General features: G+C 44.8%; 24 protein-coding genes and 2 pseudogenes. 10 read left to right on the plus strand and 16 right to left on the minus strand.

The window, feature by feature from the left end; translation table 11 throughout:
• Positions 1-174 precede the first annotated feature (174 nt).
• Both HXY43_RS00380 and HXY43_RS00385 read right to left on the minus strand, forming a co-directional pair.
• Positions 175-318: a hypothetical protein gene (locus HXY43_RS00380; RefSeq protein WP_290878635.1), complete on the minus strand. Its 144-nt coding sequence runs from the start codon at positions 316-318 to the stop codon at positions 175-177.
• Positions 319-942: a superoxide dismutase family protein gene (locus tag HXY43_RS00385; RefSeq protein WP_026735121.1), complete on the minus strand. Its 624-nt coding sequence runs from the start codon at positions 940-942 to the stop codon at positions 319-321.
• A gap of 541 nt (positions 943-1,483) precedes the next feature.
• Between HXY43_RS00385 and HXY43_RS00390 the strand changes: the two genes are divergently transcribed.
• Complete coding sequence (locus tag HXY43_RS00390) at positions 1,484-1,822, plus strand: hypothetical protein (RefSeq protein ID WP_290878643.1); 339 nt, start codon at positions 1,484-1,486, stop codon at positions 1,820-1,822.
• A gap of 286 nt (positions 1,823-2,108) precedes the next feature.
• On the opposite strand, the gene HXY43_RS00395 is transcribed toward HXY43_RS00390, so the two are convergent.
• The 3 genes from HXY43_RS00395 to HXY43_RS00405 all read right to left on the minus strand — a co-directional run bounded on the left by HXY43_RS00395 (position 2,109) and on the right by HXY43_RS00405 (position 6,112).
• Positions 2,109-2,468: a DUF3611 family protein gene (locus tag HXY43_RS00395; RefSeq protein WP_367161440.1), complete on the minus strand. Its 360-nt coding sequence runs from the start codon at positions 2,466-2,468 to the stop codon at positions 2,109-2,111.
• A gap of 69 nt (positions 2,469-2,537) precedes the next feature.
• Positions 2,538-5,414, minus strand: coding sequence for a CAAX protease (locus tag HXY43_RS00400; RefSeq protein ID WP_290878646.1), 2,877 nt, complete (start codon positions 5,412-5,414; stop codon positions 2,538-2,540).
• Positions 5,415-5,416: 2 nt separating this feature from the next.
• Positions 5,417-6,112, minus strand: coding sequence for a YIP1 family protein (locus tag HXY43_RS00405; RefSeq protein ID WP_290878649.1), 696 nt, complete (start codon positions 6,110-6,112; stop codon positions 5,417-5,419).
• A 217-nt stretch (positions 6,113-6,329) separates the two neighbouring features.
• Here HXY43_RS00405 and HXY43_RS00410 point away from each other — a divergent pair, with 217 nt between their 5' ends.
• Positions 6,330-7,814, plus strand: a complete 1,485-nt coding sequence (locus HXY43_RS00410; RefSeq protein WP_290878651.1) for an MFS transporter — start codon at positions 6,330-6,332, stop codon at positions 7,812-7,814.
• Between the two features lie 281 nt (positions 7,815-8,095).
• Here HXY43_RS00410 and HXY43_RS00415 read toward each other — a convergent pair whose 3' ends face one another.
• Positions 8,096-9,991 (minus strand): hypothetical protein, encoded by a 1,896-nt coding sequence (locus HXY43_RS00415; protein ID WP_290878654.1) that lies wholly within the window; start codon positions 9,989-9,991, stop codon positions 8,096-8,098.
• A 754-nt stretch (positions 9,992-10,745) separates the two neighbouring features.
• Here HXY43_RS00415 and HXY43_RS00420 point away from each other — a divergent pair.
• The 3 genes from HXY43_RS00420 to HXY43_RS00430 all read left to right on the plus strand — a co-directional run bounded on the left by HXY43_RS00420 (position 10,746) and on the right by HXY43_RS00430 (position 12,165).
• Positions 10,746-10,961, plus strand: coding sequence for a hypothetical protein (locus HXY43_RS00420; protein ID WP_290878657.1), 216 nt, complete (start codon positions 10,746-10,748; stop codon positions 10,959-10,961).
• Positions 10,962-11,000: 39 nt separating this feature from the next.
• Complete coding sequence (locus HXY43_RS00425; RefSeq protein WP_290878659.1) at positions 11,001-11,162, plus strand: hypothetical protein; 162 nt, start codon at positions 11,001-11,003, stop codon at positions 11,160-11,162.
• Positions 11,163-11,433: 271 nt separating this feature from the next.
• The gene (locus tag HXY43_RS00430; protein WP_290878662.1) at positions 11,434-12,165 is read left to right on the plus strand and encodes a DevA family ABC transporter ATP-binding protein; all 732 of its coding nucleotides are present in this window, start codon (positions 11,434-11,436) and stop codon (positions 12,163-12,165) included.
• 31 nt (positions 12,166-12,196) lie between these two features.
• Here HXY43_RS00430 and HXY43_RS00435 read toward each other — a convergent pair whose 3' ends face one another.
• The 4 genes from HXY43_RS00435 to HXY43_RS00450 all read right to left on the minus strand — a co-directional run bounded on the left by HXY43_RS00435 (position 12,197) and on the right by HXY43_RS00450 (position 16,527).
• Positions 12,197-13,276, minus strand: coding sequence for an ABC transporter ATP-binding protein (locus HXY43_RS00435; protein WP_290878665.1), 1,080 nt, complete (start codon positions 13,274-13,276; stop codon positions 12,197-12,199).
• An 8-nt stretch (positions 13,277-13,284) separates the two neighbouring features.
• Positions 13,285-14,169, minus strand: coding sequence for a carbohydrate ABC transporter permease (locus HXY43_RS00440; RefSeq protein WP_290878668.1), 885 nt, complete (start codon positions 14,167-14,169; stop codon positions 13,285-13,287).
• A gap of 3 nt (positions 14,170-14,172) precedes the next feature.
• Positions 14,173-15,081: a carbohydrate ABC transporter permease gene (locus HXY43_RS00445; protein ID WP_290878671.1), complete on the minus strand. Its 909-nt coding sequence runs from the start codon at positions 15,079-15,081 to the stop codon at positions 14,173-14,175.
• Between the two features lie 132 nt (positions 15,082-15,213).
• A complete protein-coding gene (locus tag HXY43_RS00450) occupies positions 15,214-16,527 on the minus strand; it encodes an ABC transporter substrate-binding protein (RefSeq protein ID WP_290878674.1) in 1,314 nt (437 codons plus the stop codon).
• A gap of 298 nt (positions 16,528-16,825) precedes the next feature.
• On the opposite strand from HXY43_RS00450, the pseudogene HXY43_RS26910 reads away from it, so the two are divergent.
• A pseudogene (locus HXY43_RS26910) lies at positions 16,826-16,989 on the plus strand (carbohydrate porin); the annotation flags it as partial.
• 264 nt (positions 16,990-17,253) lie between these two features.
• Here HXY43_RS26910 and HXY43_RS00460 read toward each other — a convergent pair.
• The gene (locus HXY43_RS00460; protein WP_290878677.1) at positions 17,254-18,033 is read right to left on the minus strand and encodes a hypothetical protein; all 780 of its coding nucleotides are present in this window, start codon (positions 18,031-18,033) and stop codon (positions 17,254-17,256) included.
• Between the two features lie 183 nt (positions 18,034-18,216).
• Here HXY43_RS00460 and HXY43_RS00465 point away from each other — a divergent pair, with 183 nt between their 5' ends.
• Positions 18,217-19,002: an HAD family hydrolase gene (locus tag HXY43_RS00465; RefSeq protein ID WP_290878679.1), complete on the plus strand. Its 786-nt coding sequence runs from the start codon at positions 18,217-18,219 to the stop codon at positions 19,000-19,002.
• Positions 19,003-19,152: 150 nt separating this feature from the next.
• Here the strand turns inward: HXY43_RS00465 and HXY43_RS00470 are convergent, their stop codons facing one another.
• Complete coding sequence (locus tag HXY43_RS00470; RefSeq protein ID WP_026735361.1) at positions 19,153-19,962, minus strand: PEP-CTERM sorting domain-containing protein; 810 nt, start codon at positions 19,960-19,962, stop codon at positions 19,153-19,155.
• On the opposite strand from HXY43_RS00470, the gene HXY43_RS00475 reads away from it, so the two are divergent.
• The 3 genes and pseudogenes from HXY43_RS00475 to HXY43_RS00485 all read left to right on the plus strand — a co-directional run.
• The gene (locus tag HXY43_RS00475; protein WP_290878682.1) at positions 19,961-20,101 is read left to right on the plus strand and encodes a hypothetical protein; all 141 of its coding nucleotides are present in this window, start codon (positions 19,961-19,963) and stop codon (positions 20,099-20,101) included. The two genes, HXY43_RS00470 and HXY43_RS00475, sit on opposite strands and share 2 nt — an antisense overlap.
• Before the next feature lie 435 nt (positions 20,102-20,536).
• Entirely contained in the window at positions 20,537-20,992 is a 456-nt protein-coding gene (locus tag HXY43_RS00480; RefSeq protein WP_290878684.1) for an STAS domain-containing protein, read from the plus strand.
• Between the two features lie 63 nt (positions 20,993-21,055).
• Positions 21,056-21,172 (plus strand): annotated as a pseudogene (locus HXY43_RS00485) (short-chain dehydrogenase); the annotation flags it as partial.
• 286 nt (positions 21,173-21,458) lie between these two features.
• On the opposite strand, the gene HXY43_RS00490 reads toward HXY43_RS00485, so the two are convergent.
• The 4 genes from HXY43_RS00490 to HXY43_RS00505 form a co-directional block, all read right to left on the minus strand.
• Complete coding sequence (locus tag HXY43_RS00490; protein ID WP_290878686.1) at positions 21,459-23,144, minus strand: NAD(P)H-quinone oxidoreductase subunit 4; 1,686 nt, start codon at positions 23,142-23,144, stop codon at positions 21,459-21,461.
• A gap of 475 nt (positions 23,145-23,619) precedes the next feature.
• Positions 23,620-23,877 carry a hypothetical protein gene (locus tag HXY43_RS00495; protein ID WP_290878688.1) on the minus strand — a complete coding sequence of 86 codons (258 nt, stop codon included), beginning with the start codon at positions 23,875-23,877 and terminating at the stop codon, positions 23,620-23,622.
• Positions 23,855-24,076 carry a hypothetical protein gene (locus tag HXY43_RS00500; RefSeq protein WP_290878690.1) on the minus strand — a complete coding sequence of 74 codons (222 nt, stop codon included), beginning with the start codon at positions 24,074-24,076 and terminating at the stop codon, positions 23,855-23,857. The genes HXY43_RS00495 and HXY43_RS00500 overlap by 23 nt, the downstream gene beginning before the upstream one ends.
• A 190-nt stretch (positions 24,077-24,266) precedes the next feature.
• On the minus strand, positions 24,267-24,494 hold the full coding sequence (locus HXY43_RS00505) for a hypothetical protein (protein WP_290878692.1): 228 nt from the start codon (positions 24,492-24,494) through the stop codon (positions 24,267-24,269).
• Positions 24,495-24,645 lie beyond the last annotated feature (151 nt).

The raw sequence follows: 24,645 nt of genomic DNA on the forward strand, positions 1-24,645 counted from the left end.
CGTTGCTGAATTTGGTCATGAATTATGTTTGCATACATTTTTGTAGCTCGATGCCAAATCATTGTAGAGACGTAGCAATGCTACGTCTGGTCATACCCGTGAATTGTAAATTCATATCTTGATTCAGCAACGCCGTTTATTTTATGTTTTCTAAGGTTGATTTATTTATCTCGGTCAAACAAAACGGTTATTGCGATCGGGGTGCTGGTGAACTACCTCTTGCGTGCAGTCTTCGTTCCAAAACCCAAACATGACTCCACCAATGCAGAAAGGATGACTGGCACTTCCAGTAGTACCTAGAGGCGATCGCGATCGCATTTACCCTTCATCATTGTCTGACTCCTGAGATTCATCCTTATAAGAGATGACCCCACAGCCTATCCGTGGCCCGCCTGCATCTGCCGCTGTTCCGCCCGCTTTTTGTAGGTCTGGTAACTTGTGAATGATAATTGCACTACCATTCTCATCAAACACGCTGACGGGACTATCACTCAGTGTAACTCGACTGGTTATTGCATAGTATGTTGCACGTCCCTGTTCATCTACTACCAGGTTCGGCAATTCACCCAGATGGTACGGATGGTTCACCTCAACAGGAGTTTCAGAACTAAAAGGACCGGGGTCAAAGTGACCACCAGCCGTACTAAAAGGAGGTTGAGCATTAGGATCGCACACACCCACAGAATGAATGTGGAATCCGTGCAAACCAGGAGTCAGAATTGCCGGATTACCTTGAATTGCCCCCCGAATTCTTACCGGGCTATTCTCTCGCTGGGTCAGAATGAGAGTGCCAGTAATCTCGTTACCCTCTATATGAACTTGTGTTCGTAGCAATTTGCCTGACGCATGTGCTTGCCCAAATGCAAGTCCGCAAACCAGCACCAAGCAAAGGCTGACTCCAAAAACGAACAAAGATTTGAATCGTGAAAACTTTATCACCATGACCTCCTACGGTAACAAAAAATAACTTGAGTTAGATTCTAGATTCCGCTTTAGCAATGCCCCAAAAATTGGCAATGCCTTCAGTTGTTCTTCTATCAATGCAGTTGCAAAAAACATTCGGGTGAACACAGAGAAAAAACCGAAGTAATGATTATCTTTCTAAAAATTGTTCTATCTAGTTAAATTTACCTTACTCAAATAACAATCCTATAATTTTATACTTTATTGCTCAATTTCATACCAGATAGCCAGTTAAACTGCTCATCTGGGATTAGAGTGTATAGATTGCAACAATATTTTTCTCATGTTAAGTAAATGTAAAGTCAGTGTTTGAGTGCAAGACAAATAAGTCAGTTAAGCCTGTTTTGTCGGTCAGTTAAGAAAATCAGGCAAAAGTATTTATATTTTTATATTTTGATAATGATAACTACATTATCCGTGGTATTCTAAACCATAGCTTCAACTAATCTTGTTCTATAAATTCTCTCAGAATCTAAGTCAGTAGTAATTACATTCACCACAAAATTTCATAACTAAACGTATGAGGTTTAAATCAATTGCAGTATCTGCCTTGATGACAACCTGGGGTTTTGCACTACCGCTTTATGCAATTGAAAGGAGAATACAAAATACTTTTGCTCACGCTTTCTCAGTAGCGCAAAGCAATTGGCAATCATTCTCCTCCAAGGGCGGAAAATTTACCGTTCAAATGCCAGGAGTACCTCAACAGCAGACAGCTACCACTACTAGTATTATTGGCAACCCCAACAACTGGAATGGTGCCAAATTCAGCAACGGTTCCGAAGTATGCGCCGTTGCGTATGCTGACCTGTCGTTACCAAACGATGTACCACTAGATCCCCCAACTACGATTTTTTGATCGTAGATTCTAGTAACCATCAAAGTACTACCTAGATTAGGATGGACTAAATCGCAAAACAAACCGTACAGTTTACCTATCGCTGGTTCCTCCCGTATCCATGTTTCCAGGCAAGTCAGGATATTAACCTGAGTTTGTTTCGGTTGCTGTTTGTAATGCAGTAAAAGTTGCCGACAATTGAATTTGCCATAGTTATTGATGTTCATCTAAACTTAAAGCCAGAAAGCAGAAGGAATATTCTAAATTCTTAATTCTCCCTATCTCCCAGACGCGCCATGGCGCGTCTCTACATCTCTCCCCATCTCCCCACCTCCCCATCTTCCATTCCTCCATTTACTCGTAAGAGATACGGGGCATAATTCGATACAACAGCCAAAGAGCAACAATTACGCCCACCAATTCTGCGGAGATAGGGGTCATCTATTTTTTTAGACAATCGTGTATAGCGAAAACACCAATAAATTGTGAATAGCAAAACAAACAAACAAGCATAGGCAAAAAACGTACCCATACTGTATCTGTTTGCCATGCGCCGCTGAGAATCACCAAAAAATAGAACAGGTACGGCAATAAATATCGGAATCAAGCCCAGCGCTAACTGGAGAAAGAATCCAATCCAACCAACTATGCGAAACTCGCTAGCGATACGATTGGCGCTAGGTGCATGAGAGGATGTGGGTCAAGTGTAGATTATGCATAGGTTATTTAGTAGATGTTAAAAAGAGATAGGAGCGATCGCTGCAATATCTGGGTCGCAGCCACCTACTTGACTGGTGGCAAGTATCCATACAGAAGCCCCCTGCTTCAGAAATATTTCGGTAACAGTATCGCTGGCTTTGCGAGGTAACATTGTTCGCCAACTTAGTAAACCGGTGAACAGTTGTTTAAGAGGACTGTCTTCTAGAGAACTGCCCAGATTTTCAGTAGAGTTTTGCCAGTCAGCCCGTGCGACACCGAAGGGTAATAGTTCCCTCCGCAGAGATTCTCCTAACTTCTCCAACTTTTGCAGCCGACTGACTTGATCGAGATTGTGCTTCAACCAGTCTTGATACTCAGAATTATTAGATTTAATCGCAAACAGGATAGTTTTAATTGCTGCGTATAATGCTTGGTTAGAATCTTGGGAACAGTTATTTGCAGGCCCGACGTAAGTTACACCCGTGCCGTCACCAATCCGGTAACGCGCTGTCATGATTTCCAATTCACGAATGAGTGTCTGCAATGCCGATCGCTTGACACCATTAAAATCGTAGTCTTCGGTGAAAGGAGCAAATTTGATCAAAATGTTGGTAGTGGGACGAATCCCAATCCAGCCAAATTGGCGATCGCCCATATAACGCGACCAATGCAATGTTCCAGCAATCAGTCCATCGCTATTGTGAGTGTAAACCTGGTGATAGTCTATATCAAAGCACAACTCATCTGTTAAAGGTTCCCGCACTACCTGCGCCACCCCATAGGCAAAATGACCAAAGTAGATGGAACTACTAGCTGCTGCTTCGCGTTTTTTGCCGCCAATCCCGCCATAGACATGGACAACCAAAGCGCGATCGCCCTCACGCCATTCAGAAATTGCCTGGTCGATATCTAAAGTTTTTGTATTCAAAAGAACAGATTCAATCAGTCCTTTGCGAGCGACAATATCCTGCCAGCATTCTTTTTTAACGTAGTCAAGCGCTGCCTTTCTACCATTGATTATCCGTTGTGGTTGTACTTGCAACAAAACACGAGGAGTGATTGCCTGGACTACAAACATCCCAGCAGCATCTCTAGCACCATAAATGTACCACCCTGTTACATTTAGGGGAGACTTTTCAATATCGTAGTTAGTTGAGGGGAAAATTTCCTGCTCGTAAGGAAGTACCTTGGGCATTCGCACAATCTCCTCAACTCCGTCAAACTGACCGGAAGCGCGATTAAAATGAACTACTCGGAAATGTTCGCCGCCGACGGTGGCCAGTTGTAAAAACTTCACCAACCCATAAAAACGCCCAGTAATTTGAACAGGTTCGCTGGTGATGTACAAAGTGGAATCCTTCACCTCCACTGGTTCGCGTAACATTACAATGACATCATCATTGGGTCTTGAACCTGCCAAAGATTCTAATGGTGTTACCTGTCGCCAATGATTCAAGCGGACTGGAAGAATCAATCCCTGTTTGTAGCTATATTTTGCTTCTTCACTAAAGTGAACATCTTTGGTAATCGCTTGCACCGATATTTTGGTTATGGGACTGTCAATCCATTGCAAATTTACCACCTGTCCCACCAAATATTGATATTTATCAGTAGCGTGATATATTTCCAACCAAACTCCAGACTGCCGTTGTTCCTTCGGCGGTAAAATCAACCGTCCCATCCAAGTAGCGATAGGTTGATAAAGGTCTGTTTGTACTGTCTGAGTTAAAACTCGTGCCATTGGAGTTAAGGGATAGTAGTCTGGCTGATTAAACGCTGCTTGCAGATATCGGTCGTAATTGCTGGGCTTGACTTTGACAGTTTCTTGCTCGCTGTGATATTCCCCTAGTAAAATTTTTGTGACTAATTCTAGTGTCTGTTGGAGATGGGTGCGACCATCAGGTAATAATTTTTTCAGGTCGAAGACACCCCCAGGGCCGCTATGACCAACAGGCCCAAGTGAAGCGAAACTAATTTTGCCCATGCGTTTGGCGCGATTCCAGTAGGACAAAAAGAAGATCTTCCAGCGCTTGGGAAAAAAAATCGGCCCTAGGCACTCGACGGTGTCTTTCTCACCGACAAAATGGTAGAGGTGTTCTACCATCAAAGCATTAGTATTTCCACTGATAACACCAGCTAAAGAAATTACCTCAATTGGTGCTGCCAGTGCCTGCTTCAGATGCGAGAGTGCTCCCATTGCTATCTGGCCACCACCACTAAAACCAATCAGTGTAATTGGTACACCACTACCAGGTTTATAGCCATAGTTAACCAGACTGTTGTACATTACCTGCGCCATCCCCTGGTTATAAATCGGGCCGTAGCGTTGATCGGCGGAAACCGTAACAACAAACATGTTACGAATGTTAATTGCCACAGCAAGCAAAGCACCGAGGATTCCAGGCTGTTCAGACATACTCAATCGCTCGGCTGTACGCCAAAAAAGCGACAGCATCCGGTCTTCCGTGAGGGGTCGATTCAGGACAGAGTAGGGAATTAGCCCTCTGATAATTACGATGTTATTTGGTAAAGCTGCTGCCAATTGGCTGAGAAACTCTTCACCATCGGGAAAGTACCGAGATGAAGCCTGACCGATACCATCCAGGTAAATTACATAACGAACAACATTTGTTTGTGGTGAGATTGGTTCTGCTAGCGTACCTGGGTTGAGTGTGGTGTCGATTTGATCGCCATACCACCCCGCCCACCAACCCAAAGCTTCCAAAGGAACTGTAAGTCCGACAAAGAGGATGGCAATCAAAGTAATCTGTGCCAAATCCAATGTCAAACTAAACGCACTACTCAAAGCTTTGTACGAAACTATCCACATATAGCGGAGAGGTGGGAACAGTAGAGTTAAAAGCAGGGCTATCAAAAAAATACCCAAAAATTTGGCGACTCGCTTCCACATCATACTCACCCCTTGTCTGTGTTATTGCCAGCTTTATTGCCAGTTCGATAAATGCCGGGGGAAATTTGCGGGCCAGTTTGCAGAAGTTGTTCTAGCCCTCGCATATCTGTTACTAGTTGCGTCCCAGCCGCCTTGTTGGATAGCCATTTGCCGATCGCCGCTATTGGTCGTCCAATGGTACGCTCTAAAATTTGAAATATTACCCACCCCAAAGCCACGCACCAAAACGCTTGCCACGCACTCAAATCAAGAGCAACACGCAAGCCAATCACAAATGCCAACAGTGTCCAAATCGAGAGCAATACCTGAATTGGCACACCCAAATAAGGTAAAGCTATAAAAAAACTAAATATTAATGGCGCATAAGCAAGCCCCATAGCAGCCCACACGCTGCTAAAAGAGACACTGTCATCGAATAGTATGCGGCTCACCAACCATGTACTCAAGCCCCAAAACCCAATGCTAAATGCAAATAATACAGAGGCAATCAACAAGCTCAGGATAAAGCGAATTGGTTTGACTCGGTTGACAAACAACACAATAGCCTGACCTATAGCCTGAGAAAAGCCTGCCAGCAGCAATGTATACAAAGCTACCCTATTACTTTGGGGCAGGGTTTGAATCAATTCAAACGCTTTGGGGTTGAGGGCGATCGCCCCGAATATAAGTTCCCAAAATCTGTCGAGGGCGGTCTCAGTCATGGTAGATGGGTGAACAAGCCAGCTCAATTATTGCAAATTTTTGACCTGTAACTTGGTCGGCTAGCTTTTGAATTACCAAGTTCAACCTCGTAACGAGGGTGGTGGGCTGCTGCCTGGGGCTGTTGTCACTGCTGGAAGATATATTGGGGCACTTGTGCGATCGCTGCTTCCTGTTTGACTAAAATCTTGGCATGAGCTTTTGCAGCAAAACCAAGGTATGAACAGCGAATCAGTACCCCAAAATTTTTCTTCATCTGGGCGATCGCCATCTCAAAAATGGTGGGCACTGTTGAGTGTGGGTTTGGGCTTCACGATGTTTACGCTCGATAACTCTATCGTCAATATCGCTCTGCCTAGTATTACTAATGCCTTTCACACTGATCTTGCTACTGCTCAATGGGTAATTGTTAGCTATTTAATCGTTCTTACTGCTTTAATGTTAAGCGCCGCTCGTTTGGGTAATATGTTTGGCAGGCAGAAATTATTCCAAAGCGGTTTGATCTTGTTTACTGCTAGCTCATTGCTGTGTGGGTTGGCTCCTGGAATTGTCTGGTTGATTGGCTTTCGAGTGCTGCAAGGACTTGGTGCTGTGTTGATCGCTGGCTTGGGAATGGCTATGATTACAGAACTATTTGGCACTAGTCCGCAATATGGACTGGCACTCAGCCTTGCTGCGATGACGCTTTCTCTAGGGTCTGTGTTTGGTGCAAGTGTTGGTGGCTTCTTGGTAGCACTAGGAGATTGGCGGGCTATTTTCCTGATTAATATCCCGATTGGAATTATTGCTATTTTTTTATTCACTTGGTGTGTTCCACCTTCCCAGTTTCAGCGTGACACCTCACAATATTTTGATGGGCTGGGATCTATTCTTCTGGTGGTAGTAATGGTTAGCTTTTCGTTTGGCATGAGCGAAGGGCAAAAACAGCGGTTTGATAGTGCGATCGCTCTGATTCTGTTTGCCATTGCTGTTATCAGTTTAATTATTTTTGTATGGGTTGAGTCTCGCAGCAGACAGCCAATAGTAGATCTATCTTTGTTTCGTAACCCCATCCTAACTATTAATTTGTTGACAATGGTGGTGATTTACATTGCGATCGCATTTCGGCTGTTTATTTATCCGTTCTTCCTCGAATTGGCACTGAAGTATCCAATCGACCAGGTGGGACTGCTGATGATTACCTATCCCATCACTAATGCCATCATTGCACCCATATCAGGACGTTTAGTTGATAAGTTTGGTAGCCGTTTTCTCATTCCTATTGGCCTAATGTTATTGACGTTTGGATGCTTACTGGCTAGCACCTTTACTACCCAGTTAACACCCTTGGGTTACGTTTTCAGGGATATGGTGCTGGGCATAGGATTGGCAATGTGGCGAATGCCCAACAATACCGATATCATGAGCAACACTCCCCCAAATCGAGTCAGCATTGTTTCGGGGTTGTTAAACGAATCATCAATGGTCGGGCAAACACTCGGAACAGTGCTGGCATCGGCTCTATTTGCAACATTTGTTTTCAGTAGCGCGAACCTACCCCGTACAACACCACCTGCATCTCTTCCGCCCCAAGCATTCGTATTTGCTATGCACTGGACGTTTCTGTTTGTAGCGGTTCTGCTTGGCATTACAGCCATTTGCAATGGCTTGTTTCACATAGCCAAACGCCCACCAACAAAACTTTCCAATATGCCTTTTTCTTAGCTAGTAGTTCGCGCCCGGGAACTTGGCGGGGTAAAGGGAAAGGGGAAAAGGGGAGCCAGCGCGTTGCTTTTCCACGCGTTGTAGCGACTGGCGTGAAAGGTTTTTAATTCCTTTCCCTAAAAGATGCACCCCTTTCCCAGCCCTCACAAGCGCATTTTTGGGTTGGCAGATCACTAGGATAGTCAGCGATCGCAGGTTAGAGAAACGGAGAAAATCGAGTATAAATCGACTTTCTCGAAGGCTAACTAATCACTTCTTGCGTTCGATCTCAATAGTCCACTCTATTGCTGATATTGTTGCAAATTAGAGATGTTTCCTGGAATTGGTTGATTTTGACCCCACTCAATTAATTGCATCAGTACAGGCATGGGAACCTTTGCTCTTGAGGCGGCTATTTGTCTGGTTTTACCTTGACGCAACAAAATGATTGCGTCTTGAGCTTTTCTCCACGTTCTACTGTAGGGTTTGATCTGACCTTCATGCCTTGCTACCACTAACCCACGGGCAACAGCATTAGCATCATCAATTGACTGTTCTACAAGTGATTGTTCTGAGTAATTAACTTCTTGGATTGAGGGTGAAGTAGCGGCAATTGAGGCGCGTTCAACAGGTTCGACACCAGAAGCAGGTAAAGTAGAAGACGAGGATATTGTTGGTCGAATTTGACCCCATTCAATTAATTGCATCAGTACAGGCATGGGAACCTTTGCTCTTGAGGCGGCTACTTGCCTGGTTTTACCTTGACGCAACAAAATGATTGCGTCTTGAGCTTTTCTCCACGTTCTACTGTAGGGTTTGATCTGACCTTCATGCCTTGCTACCACTAACCCACGAACAACGGCATTAGCATCATCAATTGACTGTGCTAAGGTAGATCGTTTTGAGTAATTAACTTCTTGGATTGAGGGTGAAGTAGCGGCAATTGAGGTACGTTCAACAGGTTTGACACCAGAAGCAGGTAATCTAGAGGGTGTGGTTGTAGTACTGGGTCTGTTTAAGGATCTGCTAGGTGTGGTTGACTGGTTGCCCGTAGTAGAAGACCTGTTAGGAATCGCGGCGCTATTATCATACCTTGTCATCCTGTCAACAGTACTATAAGGTGCGTTAGGGTTACTCTGATTACTCGAATTGGTTTCAATCTGGTCGTTTTTGACCGTACCGCTGGGCGTCCTGAAGGGTCTAGCAGGTGTAGTTAGCTGACTACTAGTAGTAGGTCTAGAAGTAGGTGTACTGGGAATGGCGGCACTATCATACCAGGTAGTTCTGCTAACATTACTCGAAGGTGTGCTAGGGTTACTCTGACTGCTCGAATTGGTGTAGGTCTGGCTGGTTGTGGCCGTGCTAGTGGGTGTAGAGAAAGGTCTATCAGATGTGGTTGGTGTGCTTGCAGTACTCGGAGTACTGGGAGTAGCGCTGCCATACTCGCTCATGCTGTCAACAGCACTAGAAGGTGCACCAGGGGTATTCTGACTGCTCGAACTGGTGTATGCCTGGCTGGTTGTGTCCGTGCTGCTGGGTGTAGAGAAAGGTCTATCAGATGTGGTTGGTATGCTTGGAGTACTCTCAGTAATAGAATTCCTTTTAGGAATCGTGGCAATATCATACTCAGTCTTACCACCAACAGTGTCAGAAGGTGCGCTAGGGATATTTTGACTGCCCGAAGTTGTGTAATTCTGACTAGTTGTGGGCGTGTTGCTGGGCACGCTGAAGGATCTACCAGGTGTGTTTGGTATGCTCCCAGTATTAGGAGTAATCAAGTTCCTGTTGGGGATCGTAGCACCACCAAATCTAGGCATACTACCCACAGGGTTGGAAGATGTATTAGGGATACTCTGACTATCGACATTGGCGTCGTCGGGCATATCCGGAAAGTCAAAGTTATCTAATGGGTTTGTGTTGTTGGGAGTAGCTAGAGGTTCAGCAGATGTAATTTTGGAGTCAGGAATAGTTACAGACTGGTTGGGTGTAGTTGTGGTACTGGGAGTATTTGCAGATTTATTAGAAAAATTATCAGTACTACCAGTCCTACTTGGGGCTTGATTGCAGGCTGATAAAAAGCCAGATAATAAGCTAAGTGCTAAAACAAAACTAGCAATTTTTGTTCTCTTAACTTTTCCTTCACCAATTGTGGCACTCATTTGAGATACCTGTATAAGCTTTGCAAGATAGATATTCATGCTACTGCTTCCCCTCCGAGGCATTTCCTATGGTTGTGTTGCAAAAAGTTTTGAGGACGACAAGATCACTTTGGATCGGATTTATTTATGCGACCACTCCAAAAATTTGGGCAATCAACGTGACTGTATTGGGAATGTTACTTTTTTATATTCCCTGAATTTGTCCTTTTTGGATCGCATTCATAAGTTTTGTAATTAATAATTATTCTTTATTGTCGTGTCACCTGATTTGAATCTAGGGATGATTCAAATTAGAGGCTTCCAAATAAAAAATATCCAATCGCTCGCAAGACTTGAAGGACAAAGAAGACAAGGAGGAAGAAGTTGTATTGGATGCAAGAGTTGGATAATTTATTTTTTGGAGTTCCCTTATATTTGATAAGTTAATGGACTTCAAAATATTATTTGAGATGACTGACTGGCGATTAGTCAATAATACAGACAAGGGTATGGGAAACTGTATTTTTGCAACACTACCTTCAAAAGACGACAATAATCAACTTGACGATAGATTTCATCTGTCTTAAGTATGAAAACTGATGTAATAAATTATTTATCAGAATACTTAGTGGGAGTACTTACTCTCACAGACTATTTAAATTAACTGGCTTATCTGGCTAGCTTAACTAGCTTATCTGCCGTTGCAAGTAGCCATAAAAACTGAAAAATTAAACAACAGGTAGTGTAATACTTAATCTACGAGTTATAGAATCTGCTCTACGTCGCTAAACTACCATCGGTCAGCCAAAGAGTAATGCTTATAGATACACTAGCGTCTTCCTGCAAGAATAAAAGGGACTGGGGATTAGGGATTGGGGATTGGGTAATCAAGGCGAAAAATTATGTCCGGGGCATTCCTTGGGTACTCTTTACTGGCGATCGCGGACTGGGAAAGAATCCAGTTAAGTTTTCGCGCCTTTTACCCAATACCCAGTACACAGTCCAACAACGGCGTTCCTTTCGCCGTTAACCTGGGGACTCACGAAACGCGACCAATTGAGGTATCTACATGTTAAACAAGGTGTTCTTGTCTAGACAATGTGGCGAAGCGATCGCCATGCCTGTAAGCGCAGTCAGTATTGTTGAGTGGACCGATCGCGGTCCTTTTTTTCATGTGATTGGCGATCGCTGCCATTTACCAGAACCCCTGCGTGCCATAGCCAGTAGTTGAGGGAGGGGGAAAAGGGGAGAGTGGGGGAGATGGGGAGGTGGGGGGATGGAGAGAAATCACCACTAACCACTAACCACCAACCACTAACCACTAACCACTAACCACTAACTACCAACCACTAACCACTAACCACTAACCACTAACCACTAACCACCAACCACTAACCACCAACCACTAACCACTAACCACCAACCACTAACCACCAACCACTAACCACCAACCACTAACCACTAACCACCAACCACTAACCACTAACCACTAACCACCATCCATGAAAAAAGAACCTGTAATTTCCATTCAACATCTCAACCACTACTACGGCAAAGGTGCGCTGAAGAGACAGATTTTATTTGACATTAACTTCGAGATTTATCCGGGAGAAATTGTACTGATGACCGGCCCATCAGGATCGGGTAAAACAACATTATTAAGTTTGATCGGTGGTTTGCGGTCTGTTCAAGAAGGAAGTTTAAGGTTTTTAGGTGAAGAATTATATAGAGCTAGCCAAACAAAATTAGTTAATCTTCGGCGTAAGATTGGTTATATTTTTCAAGCTCACAACTTATTGGAGTTTTTAACCGCAAGGCAAAATGTGCAAATGGCGGTAGAACTGAATAAGTATATTTCTCAGCAAGAAGCTATTGCGAAATCAGAAAGAATATTGAGGGCTGTTGGTTTAGGGCCACGAATTAACTATTACCCAGATAGTCTTTCTGGGGGACAAAAACAAAGAATAGCGATCGCCCGCGCCTTGGTAAATAGTCCCGCACTAGTGTTAGCAGACGAACCCACAGCAGCTTTAGACAAACAATCAGGACGGGATGTTGTGGAATTGATGCAGCGTCTTGCCAAGGAACAGGGAACTTCTATTTTGTTGGTGACTCACGATAACCGCATTTTAGACATAGCCGATCGCATTGTGGAAATGGAAGACGGTGTTCTAGTCCGTCAGTCTCAAACTGCATTTGTAAGTTCCGAGCCAGGAGCGAGAAACAAAAACTAACTTATATGCCCTAACTTCTCACACCTAACATTTACCTCCTGACAAGAGCATGGCCAGATTGAACATCAAACCAGTGAATATCTTCAGGGGGCAATGCCAGTGTAATATCCTCGCCACTCCAATTTTGGTCTGTTGGTAACAAAGCACGTACCGTAATCGCTCCGGTTTGTGAACCCTCAACTCTGACACTGACCAAATAATGCATACCCAAGTTTTCCACTAGATACACTCGCCCTCGGATAGTCTGGCTATCACCTGGTTGGGCAACGCGGACATCTTCTGGACGGATTCCCAGGATAATCTCGGGTGGTACAGTTGGTATATCTGGAAGAAGCACTTGGAAGTCACCTAGGATCGCGTATCGTCCTTTACAGGGTAAAGTCAGTAAATTCATTTGGGGACTACCAACAAATCCAGCCACAAATAGATTAGCCGGATGGTTATAGATGCGCTCGGGTGGGTCAAGTTGCTGGACGTAGCCATCGTTGAGCAAAGCCACTTTAGTGGATAGCGTCATCGCTTCTGTTTGGTCGTGGGTGACGTAGACAACTGGCACTTTTTGTGCTGCAAAAATTTGCTTGAGATCGGCTCGGACTCGTTCGCGCAGCAGTGCATCCAGGTTACTTAAAGGTTCATCCAGCAGGTACACATCGGCATTACGCACCAAAGCACGACCAACCGCAACCCGCTGCCGTTGACCTCCAGACATCTGGCCGGGCTTGCGGTTCATTAACTCTTCTAATCCTAAAACTTCTGCCACTTCTGCCACTCGCCGTTTAATTTCTGCTGATGGTACTTTTTTGAGCTTGAGTCCAGAAGCGAGGTTTTCGTATACCGTCATGTGGGGATAGAGTGCATAGCTTTGAAATACCATCGCGATGTTGCGATCGGCTGCTCGCTTATGGGTGACATCCACACCCCCAATCTTGATCTGACCGCGAGTAGGTTCCTCAAGACCTGCAATCATGCGTAGGACGGTGGATTTGCCACAGCCAGAAGGGCCAAGTAAAGTGAGAAATTCATCGTTATCTACAGTTAAGCTAACGTCTTTGACAGGGATGACTTTGGGAGTATAGGTTTTATTCAAGTTTTTGAGTTCGAGTTTAGCCATTTTTATTTTTATCCTTTGACAGCACCAGCGGTGAGACCTTGGACAATCCTGCGCTGGAAGAACAAAACTAGTAAAACCAGGGGTAACGTCCCGACGACAGTAGCAGCGGCGATGGGACCGTAGGGAATTTCATATACTGTGGCACCACCCAACTGAGCAGCAGCAACGGGAATTGTCTTCAACTCTTCACGAGTCATAAACGTGAGAGCGAAGATAAACTCGTTCCAGGCAAAAATAAAGGTGAGAATTCCAGTAGTCACCAAGGCGGGAAGGGTCATAGGCAACACGATTTGCCATAGTAGTTGAAAGGTGTTGTAGCCATCGACCCTAGCGGAATCTTCCAAGTCTTTTGGCAGTTGTTGGAAAAAGCTTCTGAGTACTAGAATTGTTAGCGGCAAATTGATGGCAGTGTAGGGTATAATCAGTGCCAGATAGTTGTTGCCCAGTCTGAGCGCTTGGATAATTTCTAAAAGTCCCAGGAATAACAGAATTCCAGGGAATAAAGTCACGATCAGAACGCTGGCGAGGATAACTTGTTCGCCCCAAGGGCGTAAGCGTGCGAGGGCATAGGCAGCGGGTGCTCCGATTGCTAAGGCTAAAGCTGTAGAAGTAATCGATACAAAGGCACTGTTGAAGATGTAGCGCCAAAATGGGCGACGAGTGAATAACTCAATGTAGTGATCGAAAGTGAATCGCGTCGGGAAATAGACTGTAGGAACGGCGGCAATATCCTCATTCACTTTAAACGAGGTCAGCAATTGCCATAGGGCTGGCGCTAAGCTGAATAGCACTACTAATGCAATTGCTATTGGCAGCAAGATTTTCTTCCAAGAAAACCTGGTTCCCTCTGTTCGTTTTGGGGTCGCCGGAGGTGCTTGTGGAGTTACACTCATGGGTTAAATGGCTCCTGTTCTGGCACGGTATTTGTTAAGCAAGAAACTAGCGATCGCCACCGCAGCAATCAAGATCAAAAATGTCACCACTACGAGGGCTGCTCCATAACCAAAATCTAAGTAGCGCATCACTGTAGAGTAGATGTACAATGACACCACTTCTGTAGCACCACCAGGGCCACCCCCGGTCATCACAGCAATCAAGTCGAAAATCCCGAAAGCTTGAGCAAACCGAAATAACACTGCGATGAGAATTTGTGGTAACAGCAGCGGCAGGGTAATATTGCGGAAGTTTTGCCAAGCGTTCGCCCCATCGACCGAGTAGGCTTCATAGAGGTCTTTTGGTATCGACTGCAAGCCAGCCAACAGTAGGATACTGATAAAGGGCGTAGTTTTCCAAACATCAGCAAAAATCACTGCGATCATTGCTAGGGTTGGATCTCCTAACCAGTTAATCCCAGTCTCAATCAGCCCCAGCCGCCGCAAAATATCGTTTACAACCCCAAACTGGTCGTTAAAAATCCAAGCCCATGCCAGACCAATCAGAGCAGTAGGCAAAGCCCAAGGTAAAATGGCGATCGTACGCACTACGCCCCGTCCAAAAAACGCCTGATTGAGAACTAGGGCAATCCCCAATCCTAGCAGTAGTTCTGAGACAACGGATGCTGTTGTGAACACGGTCGTTGCCCACAAACTCTGCCAGAAACGACCATCCCCCGCCATCCGCACATAATTGTCCAAACCAGAGAATACGGGTTGTAGCTCCGTTCCCAGGTTCCTAGTAAATACACTTAACCAGAATGCTCGTAAAATCGGGTAGGCAAATACAAACAACAGCAGCAGTAATGCGGGTGTTAGTAAGATCCAGGCTGTCCGTTGTTCCCGACCTCGGAGGGTATGTAGATTAGTCATTAGTCATTAGTCACTAGTCAATGGTCATTAGTCATTAGTCATTGGTCATTTGTTAGTGGTTAGTGGTTAGTGGTTAGTAGTTGATGGTTTATTACTCCCCTTGTCCTCTTCCCAGTCCCTAGTCTCCAGTTCCTAATCCCCAGTACCTAGCAGTCGGCGCGTTTCAGCAGCAGCAGCTTGCATTGCTCGTTCCGGATTCATCCGGCCGGCTAGTGCAGCACTGAGATAACGCTGCAAAATATCTGAGGTCTGAGCGTATTGGGCGATCGGCGGACGTAAAACTGCATTGTCCACGACCTCCAGTAACTGTGGATAGTGGGGGTATTTGGCAACAATCTCTGGGTCTGTAAACAAATCCCGGCGACTTGGTACAAAGCCCGCAGTCAAAATGAATCGGCGCTGTGCCTCTTTACTGGTAAAATACTGAATTGCTTTCCAAGCCTCTTCGGGATGTCTAGAAGTTTTAGCAATCCCTAAACCCCAGCCCCCTAGGCAAGCCGCTCCAGTCTGACCAGGAGCATGAACCATCGGTTTAATCGCAATTTTGCCCTGGATTGGCGAACCTTTTGCCTGGGCTAAAGGCCATGCATAGGGCCAGCTCCGTAAAAACGCCACTTGACCACTTTGGAACAAGCGCCGGGTGTCTTCTTCCTGATAAGTCGTCACTCCAGGAGGAGAAACACCTTCCCTGACGGTACTACGCAGAAACTCAATGGCTCGTAATGTTTCTGGTCGATCTAGTCCTACTTCGAGCGTGTCGGGATTAACCCAGAAGCCACCAAAGCCATCGAGGACTTCCACAAACATCGCCACGAGTCCTTCATATTGGCGTCCCTGCCAAACATAGCCCCAATTCACCTCGTCTTTCTTCTGCAAGGTTTGGGAAATTCGCATCAAGTCCTCAAAGGTTTCTGGCGGTTTCAATCCTGCTTCTTTGATTAAATCTTCCCGGTAGTAGAGCATTCCCACGTCAGAACGCATGGGAATGCGGTACAGCTTGTCCTGATAGCGTCCCCCCTCTACATCCTTGGGCGAAAATGCTGCCAACTCCTCTTTGGAAATGCGATCGTCTAGGGGTAGCAACCATCCAGCAGCAGCAAACTTGGGTGTCCAGATGACGTCCATATTGACCAGGTCATAAGGGGATTCACCCAAGATAAAAGATGAAGTATACAGGTCTTCGAGCAAATTTGTGGCATTGGGCCCTTCAACAAGGTTAATGCGAATGCCTGGGTTCTTAGCCTCGAAGTCTCTAATCAAACCCTGTCTCCAAGGTTGGGCATCAGGGGCAGTAATTAACATATTGAGGGTAACTGGTCGCTGCGAGAGTGCTACCCAACTGAACAATATGATACCCAACAGAGTTGCCAGAAAAACCCCTATATGCAAAAAACTTTGTTTTTGTATGAATTTTTGCAGCTTGTTGATTGGCTTTCGGTACAACATTATCAATGTAGCGATCGCTAATAGTAATAATTCTTAGGAAATGAAAACATGAAATACCTTCAAAAGGATTATTTTGTGTTAACTTGTAGCAAATATGCTTAAACAATGAACAAAAATTTCAAAAAACTTAAAATTAAACTGTCTTAAAATTTAAGCAAAGTAGCTTCATTGTCAATAAGCGTAACATTTTACGAACAATTTGGAAACATACAACAGTTCCTTCAAGAAAAAAGAAACTGTTTACTTATAAAGTTAAAAGCTACTGTTAGCGATCGCCCAATTAATCCTACAACCAACGCGCAAATATCCGGACACTTCTTTACATTTTAAAGCTTTTTATCGCAACCAAATACAGATAGATTTTACATCACTCCTGGCTTTTTTGTAGTTACGAATCCGTAGCACAATAGCGACAATGACACTATTTATGTAGGAACGCTCCGAACTACTTTTCTGTTCTAAGCTTGATTGTGAATGCGGCTTAATGGTTTTCTTCCCATTACCAATTACTAATTTATTACCTATTACCTATTACCGACACGGGCGGATAATATAAGTATTCAAGCAGACATGATATTATAGGTAGACGCCCACGTAATTTCATCACACAACAAAGTGATGAAAATTTCTATCTGTTCTGCCTCCCGCACTCTTCCTTATTTTCCTAGAGGCGCGATCTTTACTTGCCAAAGCCTGATTTTTTCCTTTTGTGCAGCGCGGTTTCTGCTACTTTGGAGTGTTTGGTTGGCGATTAGTGCGGAAAGTCACATTCACACCTTCATTGGATTGCTCTAGAACTAACAGAGGAGTAGGCTTAGCTTTTTGATCCCAATGCATATAGGCAATCCGCCCTTGAATCGTAGGTTGCCAATTATCCTCATCGTCTGCGGGACTAAGGTAAGTTTCAATACAATCTATAATCTGGCTAATCGTGGCTGAAGTCGCCTGTGTCGGTAACTTCATTAACCGGATTTGAATGCGAAATAACACTCGCTTGGTAATGTTAGGCGGATTGCCAGTCTCATGTTCGACATCGAATATTTCATCTACCTGTCGCCCGGCATTACTAGCAATTCCCACTACTCCTTGTTGGGCTTGATTGGGACGCAGTGCTTGAGAAATTTTATCTTTAACCTTAATTTTAACTTGATTAACTATGGCAAAATGAAAAACTTCCTCTGACATTCGCATTCGCAGATAATCCAGGTTAAATTCCCGTGAGTTAATCAAGTCGGGGTTAGTTTCCATTTTGCGAATCGTGTCTAAGGCGAGTTTAAACTTTTTATCTAGTTCTCGTGTCCGAAATTTTTCAAACTTGAGTTTTTTCTGTAGCTGATTCAGCTGGATTTTGCCATAGACAATTAAAGCAATCACAGCTAAAGCTAATCCTCCACTTGTTGCCACCAACAACAATGGCGGTGCTTGTGGTTCGCTAGCGGGAACTTGTTGAGATACCTTTTTAGTTTTTGTCCCAGCCGATTGGGCAATAAACATTGAAGTTGACATAGTGAGCAAATGGAAAACTTGACTCCTGATGTATAGGATGCCCAAATCCTGGATGTCATTTTGCGGTATTGGTGATATTTTTGATTGGGGAAAGGGCAAAGGGTAAGGGTGAAAGGGAATATAAATGCCTTTTCCCTTTCCCCTTTAACCTTTACCCCTGCCTCTACACACCCACCCCCTCGTATGCCCAAACTCCTGCCTCTATCTCAGATTCAAGCTGGCGATCGCTTTGGCAATATTCGTCTGATTGCTACAGATATGGATGGGACTTTGACTGTGGCAGGCAAGTTTACTAGCCAACTGTTGCAAGCTTTTGAAGATTTAGCAACTGCTGGTATAAAGGTGCTGATTGTGACTGGACGGAGTGCGGGATGGGTAAGTGGAATCGCAAGTTACCTACCGATCGTTGGGGCGATCGCCGAAAATGGTGGTTTATTCTATCACTACAATAGTGAGAAATCAGTAGCCTTAACGCCCATTGCTGATATCGTTACCCATCGCCAACAACTAGCTGTATTTTTTGAGCAATTACGCCGAAAATTTCCCCATCTCCAAGAATCAACTGACAATCGCTTTCGGATCACCGACTGGACTTTTGATGTTGCCGGATTGAGTACAAATGAGATCCAAACCCTAGCAAATCTCTGTCAGCAAATGGGTTGGGGATTTACTTACAGTAGCGTGCAGTGTCACATCAAACCTTTGCGGCAAGATAAGGCAGTTGGGTTATTGCAGGTATTGCAGAAATACTTTCCCCGCTACGCCCCACAGGAAGTTGTTACTGTTGGTGATAGTCCTAATGATGAAAGTTTATTTGATGAGAGTTGTTTTCCTATGTCTGTTGGTGTAGCGAACGTGTTGGAGTATGCACAAAGGTTGCACCATCAGCCTGTTTATGTGACAGCTGCTGCGGAAGGGGAAGGATTTTGCGAACTGGCGCGATTGCTTGTAGAGGCAAGTTTGAAATGAGATCGCTTTTTAGCAAACGAATTGGGAAGGAGGACAAGGAGAGATGGGGGGATGGGGAGATGGGGAGAGTCCAGTTTTATATACTCTCCCACTCCCCCTTTCCCCCTCTCCCTTATTGAGGCATTCAGCTTGATATTTGCATTGGCAATATTAAACTTTAGCTTTTTGCGACTGTGTTAGCTTTCTCTTCATCAGCCAGCCCATACCAGCAGCAAGGGCTGTGCCGCTCATGGTTAGGGGTTCGGGAACGGGTTCACTGCGACTCGCCACAATTGTAGGAAATTGATCTGCTGCCCCTGCTGGGCCTTTTGCAACGATGAGTTCGGAAGGAACCCCTGTAGAACTGGCTAAGAAATCTTGACCACCACTCGATGTCCAAGGGTTGGGTAGTCCTGCGGTGACTGGATGAGTGGATTGGACAATGTTAAATGGTTGTGTGATATTGTTGCCTAAACCTGTAAATGTCCCTGGTACTAGCTCCAATGACTGACCGCTAAAACCTGATGTGTTTTGACTTAAGGCAAATCCAGCTCCATTGAATTCTCCTATGAAACCTTTGCCGTTCTTCGTTGCAAAAGATAAAGAGTTCAAAAGTGCTTTGTTAGCTAATGGGTCTTCTCCTTGTGGTGCACCCGCTCCGATTTTGTCTGCCAAGTCAGTCATAAATAGCACGACATTTCCGGTAACGAAGGATTTGACGTTGGCAGCAGCAGGAGCAGAAAGACCAGTGCCAAATGACGCACCATCGCGTGTGTAAATAAAAGCATCGAAGGCATCTAGGAATCCTGCGGTTGCTAATTGGGCATCAGTAACGAGTGTGGCACTGAATCCTGATTGAGTGTTTACAAAGTCGTCTATCGAATTGTCGCCAAAAACAGCAACGCTAAATGCTAAGGAGGATTGAGCTGTACCCAAAACTACAGAAAAAACACTCAAAAAAAGCATCCCAATACGACGCATGTATTTTTCTCCTACACTTCAAAAAGCTCAAGGTTTACTGCAAAAACACTTAGTCAGCACGATCGCAAATTATGTATGCGATCGCCCGTTTCATAATCAAGGATCTGCCTCAAGCACTCAAAAATTTATCTTGTATTAGGCCTACCTTGAAGAAATGATTGGTCTTTAGGACGCAGTTGAACAATAGTGGATAATAGCTCCCACTACGGGTGAATAAATCAAGATTCGTCAATATATTTGGTAGAAGCGACTCTAGCAAAAAAACGTCAGCGATCTTAAAATCAATACAACGAATACTGCTAGAGATGACTTAAGCTTGCCAATTGATTTTCCTTGTCAATTAGCTATAAGTATTTGCCCTGTTTATTATAATATAGGTGCTATCACTGTAATCAACTATGGGTAAAAATAAAAACTTAAATACTTGGTTTACATAAAAAATATATTATTTGCTTGACTTTAGTGACATACTCCTACCCCGACGGTATTTTCCATATCTGGCGCGTCAGGCGTAAGAACAGGTGTTGGCGTTGCTGTGGCAGTGAGCTTATCTGTCATAGATTTGTTTGCTCGGATGGCGCGACCGCACGATGCAGTTTTGGGAGAGGTGCCAGGGTTGCCGGGATTGCACGACATTGAAGACTGGAAGGGAGCTAAAACTATTCCAGGATTGGTGATTTATCGGTATGATGCTCCTCTTTGCTTTGCCAATGTAGAAAACTTCAAGCGACGGGTATTAGAGGCGATTGAGGCAGAAGCAACTCCCGTGGAGTGGTTTGTGCTGAACACAGAAGCGATCGTCGAAGTTGACATTACTGCGATCGACACATTGGCAGAATTGCAAAGCGAACTAGCTGCTAGAGGCATTACCTTTGCGATGGCGCGTGTGAAACAAGATCTCTACAGACAACTGAAGCAATCGGGGCTTTTACAGAAGATGGGATCTGAACACGTTTATTTCACACTCCATACAGCGATCGCAGGGTTTGAAGCCCGCGATCGCCCCTCCAGCAGTGATAATGCTAAGTAGGATCTCAGAACTTACTTGAGGTAAAGTTGTGCGTGCCGTTTAAAAATACAAGGAGCAACATCTATGCCATCGCTGAAAGGTAAGGTTGCTGTAGTTGCTGGTGCAACTCGTGGAGCAGGACGTGGCATTGCTTGTATGCTGGGTGAAACTGGGGCAACTGTGTATTGTACAGGTCGCAGCACCCGAGCAATGCGATCGCATGGCAAAAAGTCCGGTTCTCCCTTCGATTTGGACGGGCGATCGCAGCACTGTCTGCTGACTCAAACATTATGCAAAAGTCAGGTCGGGTATTTAGTTCGTGGGATTTGGCACAGGAGTATGGATTCACCGATATTGATGGCCGACAGCCTAACTGGGGGAAGTACTTCGCGGAAAATGTTGCGATCGAATAAGCAAAATCAAAAAGCGATCGCCCCTGAAAAAGCGATCGCTCGATTTTCGACATAATGTATAGAGGTCAACAAGGTTACTTGACAATTCCCAAAACGGGCGCTACTTCAGGCTCTGCAATTGTTGGAGCCAAGAATCCCTTAGCATAAATCTGGGGATTCGTTTGTGCGATTTGAATGTAGGATTGGCGAACCTGAGCATTCACCGCAACAGTTTTCACGTCATACATCTGCGTAGCCAGCTTGGGATAGAACCCAATACCAACGATCGGCAGCAGAAAACAGGCAGCAATAAACAACTCACGTGGTTTGGCATCGCTATAGACTGCCTCGGTAGGCAGGAGACAGTCCGTACCAAAGCAAACCGTTCCCTTATCCTCCTGATTTTCCAAGCCTGCATTGTTAATGTCACACGTAGGTGCTATACCAGAACCGTAAAATACCTGTCGCAACATCGAGAGCAGATAAATCGGCGTGAGGATGACTCCCACTGCGGCTAAGAAGACTGTCACGGTGCAGAAAGATGAACTGTAGATATCACTGGTCGTCACGCCAACGAAGACCGAGAGTTCGCTGACAAAGCCACTCATACCGGGGAGAGCCAGCGATGCCATCGCACCTGCCGTAAACAGGGCAAACACTTTGGGCATCGCCTGACCAACACCGCCCATATTGTCCATTGCCATCGTGTGAGTGCGATCGTAAGTTACGCCTGCGAGGAAGAACAGTACCGCTGCGATTAAACCGTGCGATATCATTTGCAACATCGCACCGCTGACTCCCAAGTCGGTAAAAGACGCAATACCCAGCAATACGAAACCCATGTGGGAAACTGACGAATATGCTAGGCGACGCTTCATGTTGGATTGGGCAAAGGAGTTCAACGCACCATAGATAATGTTGACAACGCCCAGAATGGCTAGAACCGGTGCAAAGTAAATGTGTGCATCCGAGAGCATCTCTAGATTCAGGCGAATTAGTCCGTATCCGCCCATCTTCAACAGCACACCAGCCAAAATCATCGACACGGGAGCAGAAGCCTCACCATGTGCGTCAGGTAGCCAGGTGTGCAGAGGGAAAATAGCCAGCTTGACGCCAAACGCAATCAGCAATCCTGCATAAAGTGGCAGTTCTAGCGCTAGGGGGAAGTTCTTCATGCTGAGCGCGGCGATATCGAAGGTCATGTTGTCGCCGTAGAGAGCCATTGCCAGCCCTGCCACCAGAATAAATATAGAAGCAGCTGCGGTATATAATAAGAATTTAGTTGCTGCGTAGCGACGCTTTTGCCCGCCCCAAATGGATACAAGCAAGTAGACGGGAACCAATTCTAGCTCCCACATAATGAAAAACAGCAGCAAGTCTTGGGCTACGAACACCCCTATCTGTGCAGAATAAAGCACCAGTATCAGAAAATAGAACAGTCGAGGCTTGATATTAACTTGCCAAGCTGCAAATATCGAAAGTGTCGTTACCAATCCTGCTAGAAGCACGAGCGGGGCTGATAGTCCATCGACTGAAACTGCCCAGCTAAAACCTAACTGAGGTATCCAGGCATATTTCTCCGCGAGTTGAAAAGTAGCGCTACTCGCATCGTAATGCTTCCAAAAGGCATAGCACATCAAGACAAAATCCGCGATTCCTACGCCTAGGGCATACCACCGCAGGCGCTTACCATCTTTATCGGGCAGTACGGGGATGAGCAGTGCTGCAACGAGTGGCAGCACCACGATCGCGGTGAGCCAGGGAAATTGATCTACTCTCATAATGCTGAGCAAAAATACTTATTTATTCATAAAGTCATTCTACTAAACTTTGTAAACATTTATGAATAAGTCTTTACCCCAGCTGGCCATATAGGTATATCTATATTGCAGAGATGGTTATATCAATCCTGCACATCAAATGAAAACATAGTGGGCGATCGCATAAAAGTATAGGCGTTGCTGAATTTGGTCATGAATTATGTTTGCATACATTTTTGTAGCTTGATGCCAAATCATTGTAGAGACGTAGCAATGCTACGTCTGGTCATACCCGTGAATTGTAAATTCATATCTTGATTCAGCAACGCCAAAGTATAAGCAAGTAGCGGTAATGTATTCGCGGATTTAGGTCTAGCTAACTCTAATGAAATGCTTCTAAATCCCGCTCACAAGCTCGAACACGAGTTTTTACTACATGAGGTTGGGATGCTGGGCGATCGCACGCCTGCAACCTCAATCGAACTGTGATGCATCCTTAATTAAGTAAAGCATCATAGTCATCGTGAGAGCCAATCCAGAACCAGTAATAATCGTCACCCTTATTTAGTGCCAATGCTCGGTAGCCTCCCGTAATTAGAGCAGACCAAAGATTCTTACCAACTTTCTGAAAATGGAGGGATGGGTGAGATTGGTTTTCTTTCCAAAGCTGGTATGCTTTTCGAGCTTGTTCTTTTATTTCCGGAGACAAAACTGCATAAGCTTGCCAAAAATCAGGTGTCGTAAAGGACTTCATCAAGATCTCTCAGGTTATTTGCTGCAATGTCAGCCTCTGCTTTAGCAATCAAGTGATCCAATTTACCAGATTCTAAATCCGCTTCTATTTGCCGATCCCATGTTTCATCCAGGTATGTCTGAAGCCATACAGCAAGTTGGCGAATTTCACCTTCTGGTAGTTTTTTAATGGCAGCTTCGATTTCTGTCAGGGTAGACATAGAGAAAATAACGTTTTTTCTGGAAGTACTTCTATTGTTAGTTTACTTTACGGTTCCAAATTGGGGCTGAGTAAATGTTTCAGCAGCTTTCGTGAAACTTGCGCAACTCTCCACTTTTTGTGCAAGGCTGTTTTTGACTGCTATCTCATCCGCGAATAGAGCAATACTAATGTTAGTATCCAGCAAGTATCTACCACTCATTGATGTCAATCTGTTCGCAGTCTTTTTCAATTGCTTCGCGTATCAATTGTATGTCGCCTGGTGGTATAACACCCGCAAAACGTATCAGTTGACAACCTGGAACACCTTGAATTTTTGTACCTGCCAAAGTACGTGCAAATTCAAGCACCTGCGACTGCAAATCTTCGGGCATAACTTTCAGTTGTTCAATCACCTTGTCAAGGATAGATGTATTCATCTCGCTCTCCTGCCCTATTTCCTGAACTTATTCTAGTAGTTTGCCATAAAGATTTTGACAGGTTAATGGGCAATACAGTTGGTGCTAGTACTCTTAGTGTCTTAGTGTCTTGGTGGTTTCAGTCCGGATCTTTTTCACCACAAAGACACCA

It is taken from the genome of Fischerella sp. (assembly GCF_013388695.1).
Classification (GTDB): domain Bacteria; phylum Cyanobacteriota; class Cyanobacteriia; order Cyanobacteriales; family Nostocaceae; genus PCC9605.

What these genes read in the sequence shown, in the direction of transcription:
- HXY43_RS00380 (WP_290878635.1), bottom strand. Translation starts at nt 318, where the DNA reads ATGCGATCGCGATCGCCTCTAGGTACTACTGGAAGTGCCAGTCATCCT.
- HXY43_RS00385 (WP_026735121.1), bottom strand. Translation starts at nt 942, where the DNA reads ATGGTGATAAAGTTTTCACGATTCAAATCTTTGTTCGTTTTTGGAGTC.
- HXY43_RS00390 (WP_290878643.1), top strand. Translation starts at nt 1,484, where the DNA reads ATGAGGTTTAAATCAATTGCAGTATCTGCCTTGATGACAACCTGGGGT.
- HXY43_RS00400 (WP_290878646.1), bottom strand. Translation starts at nt 5,414, where the DNA reads ATGATGTGGAAGCGAGTCGCCAAATTTTTGGGTATTTTTTTGATAGCC.
- HXY43_RS00405 (WP_290878649.1), bottom strand. Translation starts at nt 6,112, where the DNA reads ATGACTGAGACCGCCCTCGACAGATTTTGGGAACTTATATTCGGGGCG.
- HXY43_RS00410 (WP_290878651.1), top strand. Translation starts at nt 6,330, where the DNA reads ATGAACAGCGAATCAGTACCCCAAAATTTTTCTTCATCTGGGCGATCG.
- HXY43_RS00415 (WP_290878654.1), bottom strand. Translation starts at nt 9,991, where the DNA reads ATGAATATCTATCTTGCAAAGCTTATACAGGTATCTCAAATGAGTGCC.
- HXY43_RS00420 (WP_290878657.1), top strand. Translation starts at nt 10,746, where the DNA reads ATGCTTATAGATACACTAGCGTCTTCCTGCAAGAATAAAAGGGACTGG.
- HXY43_RS00425 (WP_290878659.1), top strand. Translation starts at nt 11,001, where the DNA reads ATGTTAAACAAGGTGTTCTTGTCTAGACAATGTGGCGAAGCGATCGCC.
- HXY43_RS00430 (WP_290878662.1), top strand. Translation starts at nt 11,434, where the DNA reads ATGAAAAAAGAACCTGTAATTTCCATTCAACATCTCAACCACTACTAC.
- HXY43_RS00435 (WP_290878665.1), bottom strand. Translation starts at nt 13,276, where the DNA reads ATGGCTAAACTCGAACTCAAAAACTTGAATAAAACCTATACTCCCAAA.
- HXY43_RS00440 (WP_290878668.1), bottom strand. Translation starts at nt 14,169, where the DNA reads ATGAGTGTAACTCCACAAGCACCTCCGGCGACCCCAAAACGAACAGAG.
- HXY43_RS00445 (WP_290878671.1), bottom strand. Translation starts at nt 15,081, where the DNA reads ATGACTAATCTACATACCCTCCGAGGTCGGGAACAACGGACAGCCTGG.
- HXY43_RS00450 (WP_290878674.1), bottom strand. Translation starts at nt 16,527, where the DNA reads ATGTTGTACCGAAAGCCAATCAACAAGCTGCAAAAATTCATACAAAAA.
- HXY43_RS00460 (WP_290878677.1), bottom strand. Translation starts at nt 18,033, where the DNA reads ATGTCAACTTCAATGTTTATTGCCCAATCGGCTGGGACAAAAACTAAA.
- HXY43_RS00465 (WP_290878679.1), top strand. Translation starts at nt 18,217, where the DNA reads ATGCCCAAACTCCTGCCTCTATCTCAGATTCAAGCTGGCGATCGCTTT.
- HXY43_RS00475 (WP_290878682.1), top strand. Translation starts at nt 19,961, where the DNA reads ATGTATTTTTCTCCTACACTTCAAAAAGCTCAAGGTTTACTGCAAAAA.
- HXY43_RS00470 (WP_026735361.1), bottom strand. Translation starts at nt 19,962, where the DNA reads ATGCGTCGTATTGGGATGCTTTTTTTGAGTGTTTTTTCTGTAGTTTTG.
- HXY43_RS00480 (WP_290878684.1), top strand. Translation starts at nt 20,537, where the DNA reads ATGGCGCGACCGCACGATGCAGTTTTGGGAGAGGTGCCAGGGTTGCCG.
- HXY43_RS00490 (WP_290878686.1), bottom strand. Translation starts at nt 23,144, where the DNA reads ATGAGAGTAGATCAATTTCCCTGGCTCACCGCGATCGTGGTGCTGCCA.
- HXY43_RS00495 (WP_290878688.1), bottom strand. Translation starts at nt 23,877, where the DNA reads ATGAAGTCCTTTACGACACCTGATTTTTGGCAAGCTTATGCAGTTTTG.
- HXY43_RS00500 (WP_290878690.1), bottom strand. Translation starts at nt 24,076, where the DNA reads ATGTCTACCCTGACAGAAATCGAAGCTGCCATTAAAAAACTACCAGAA.
- HXY43_RS00505 (WP_290878692.1), bottom strand. Translation starts at nt 24,494, where the DNA reads ATGAATACATCTATCCTTGACAAGGTGATTGAACAACTGAAAGTTATG.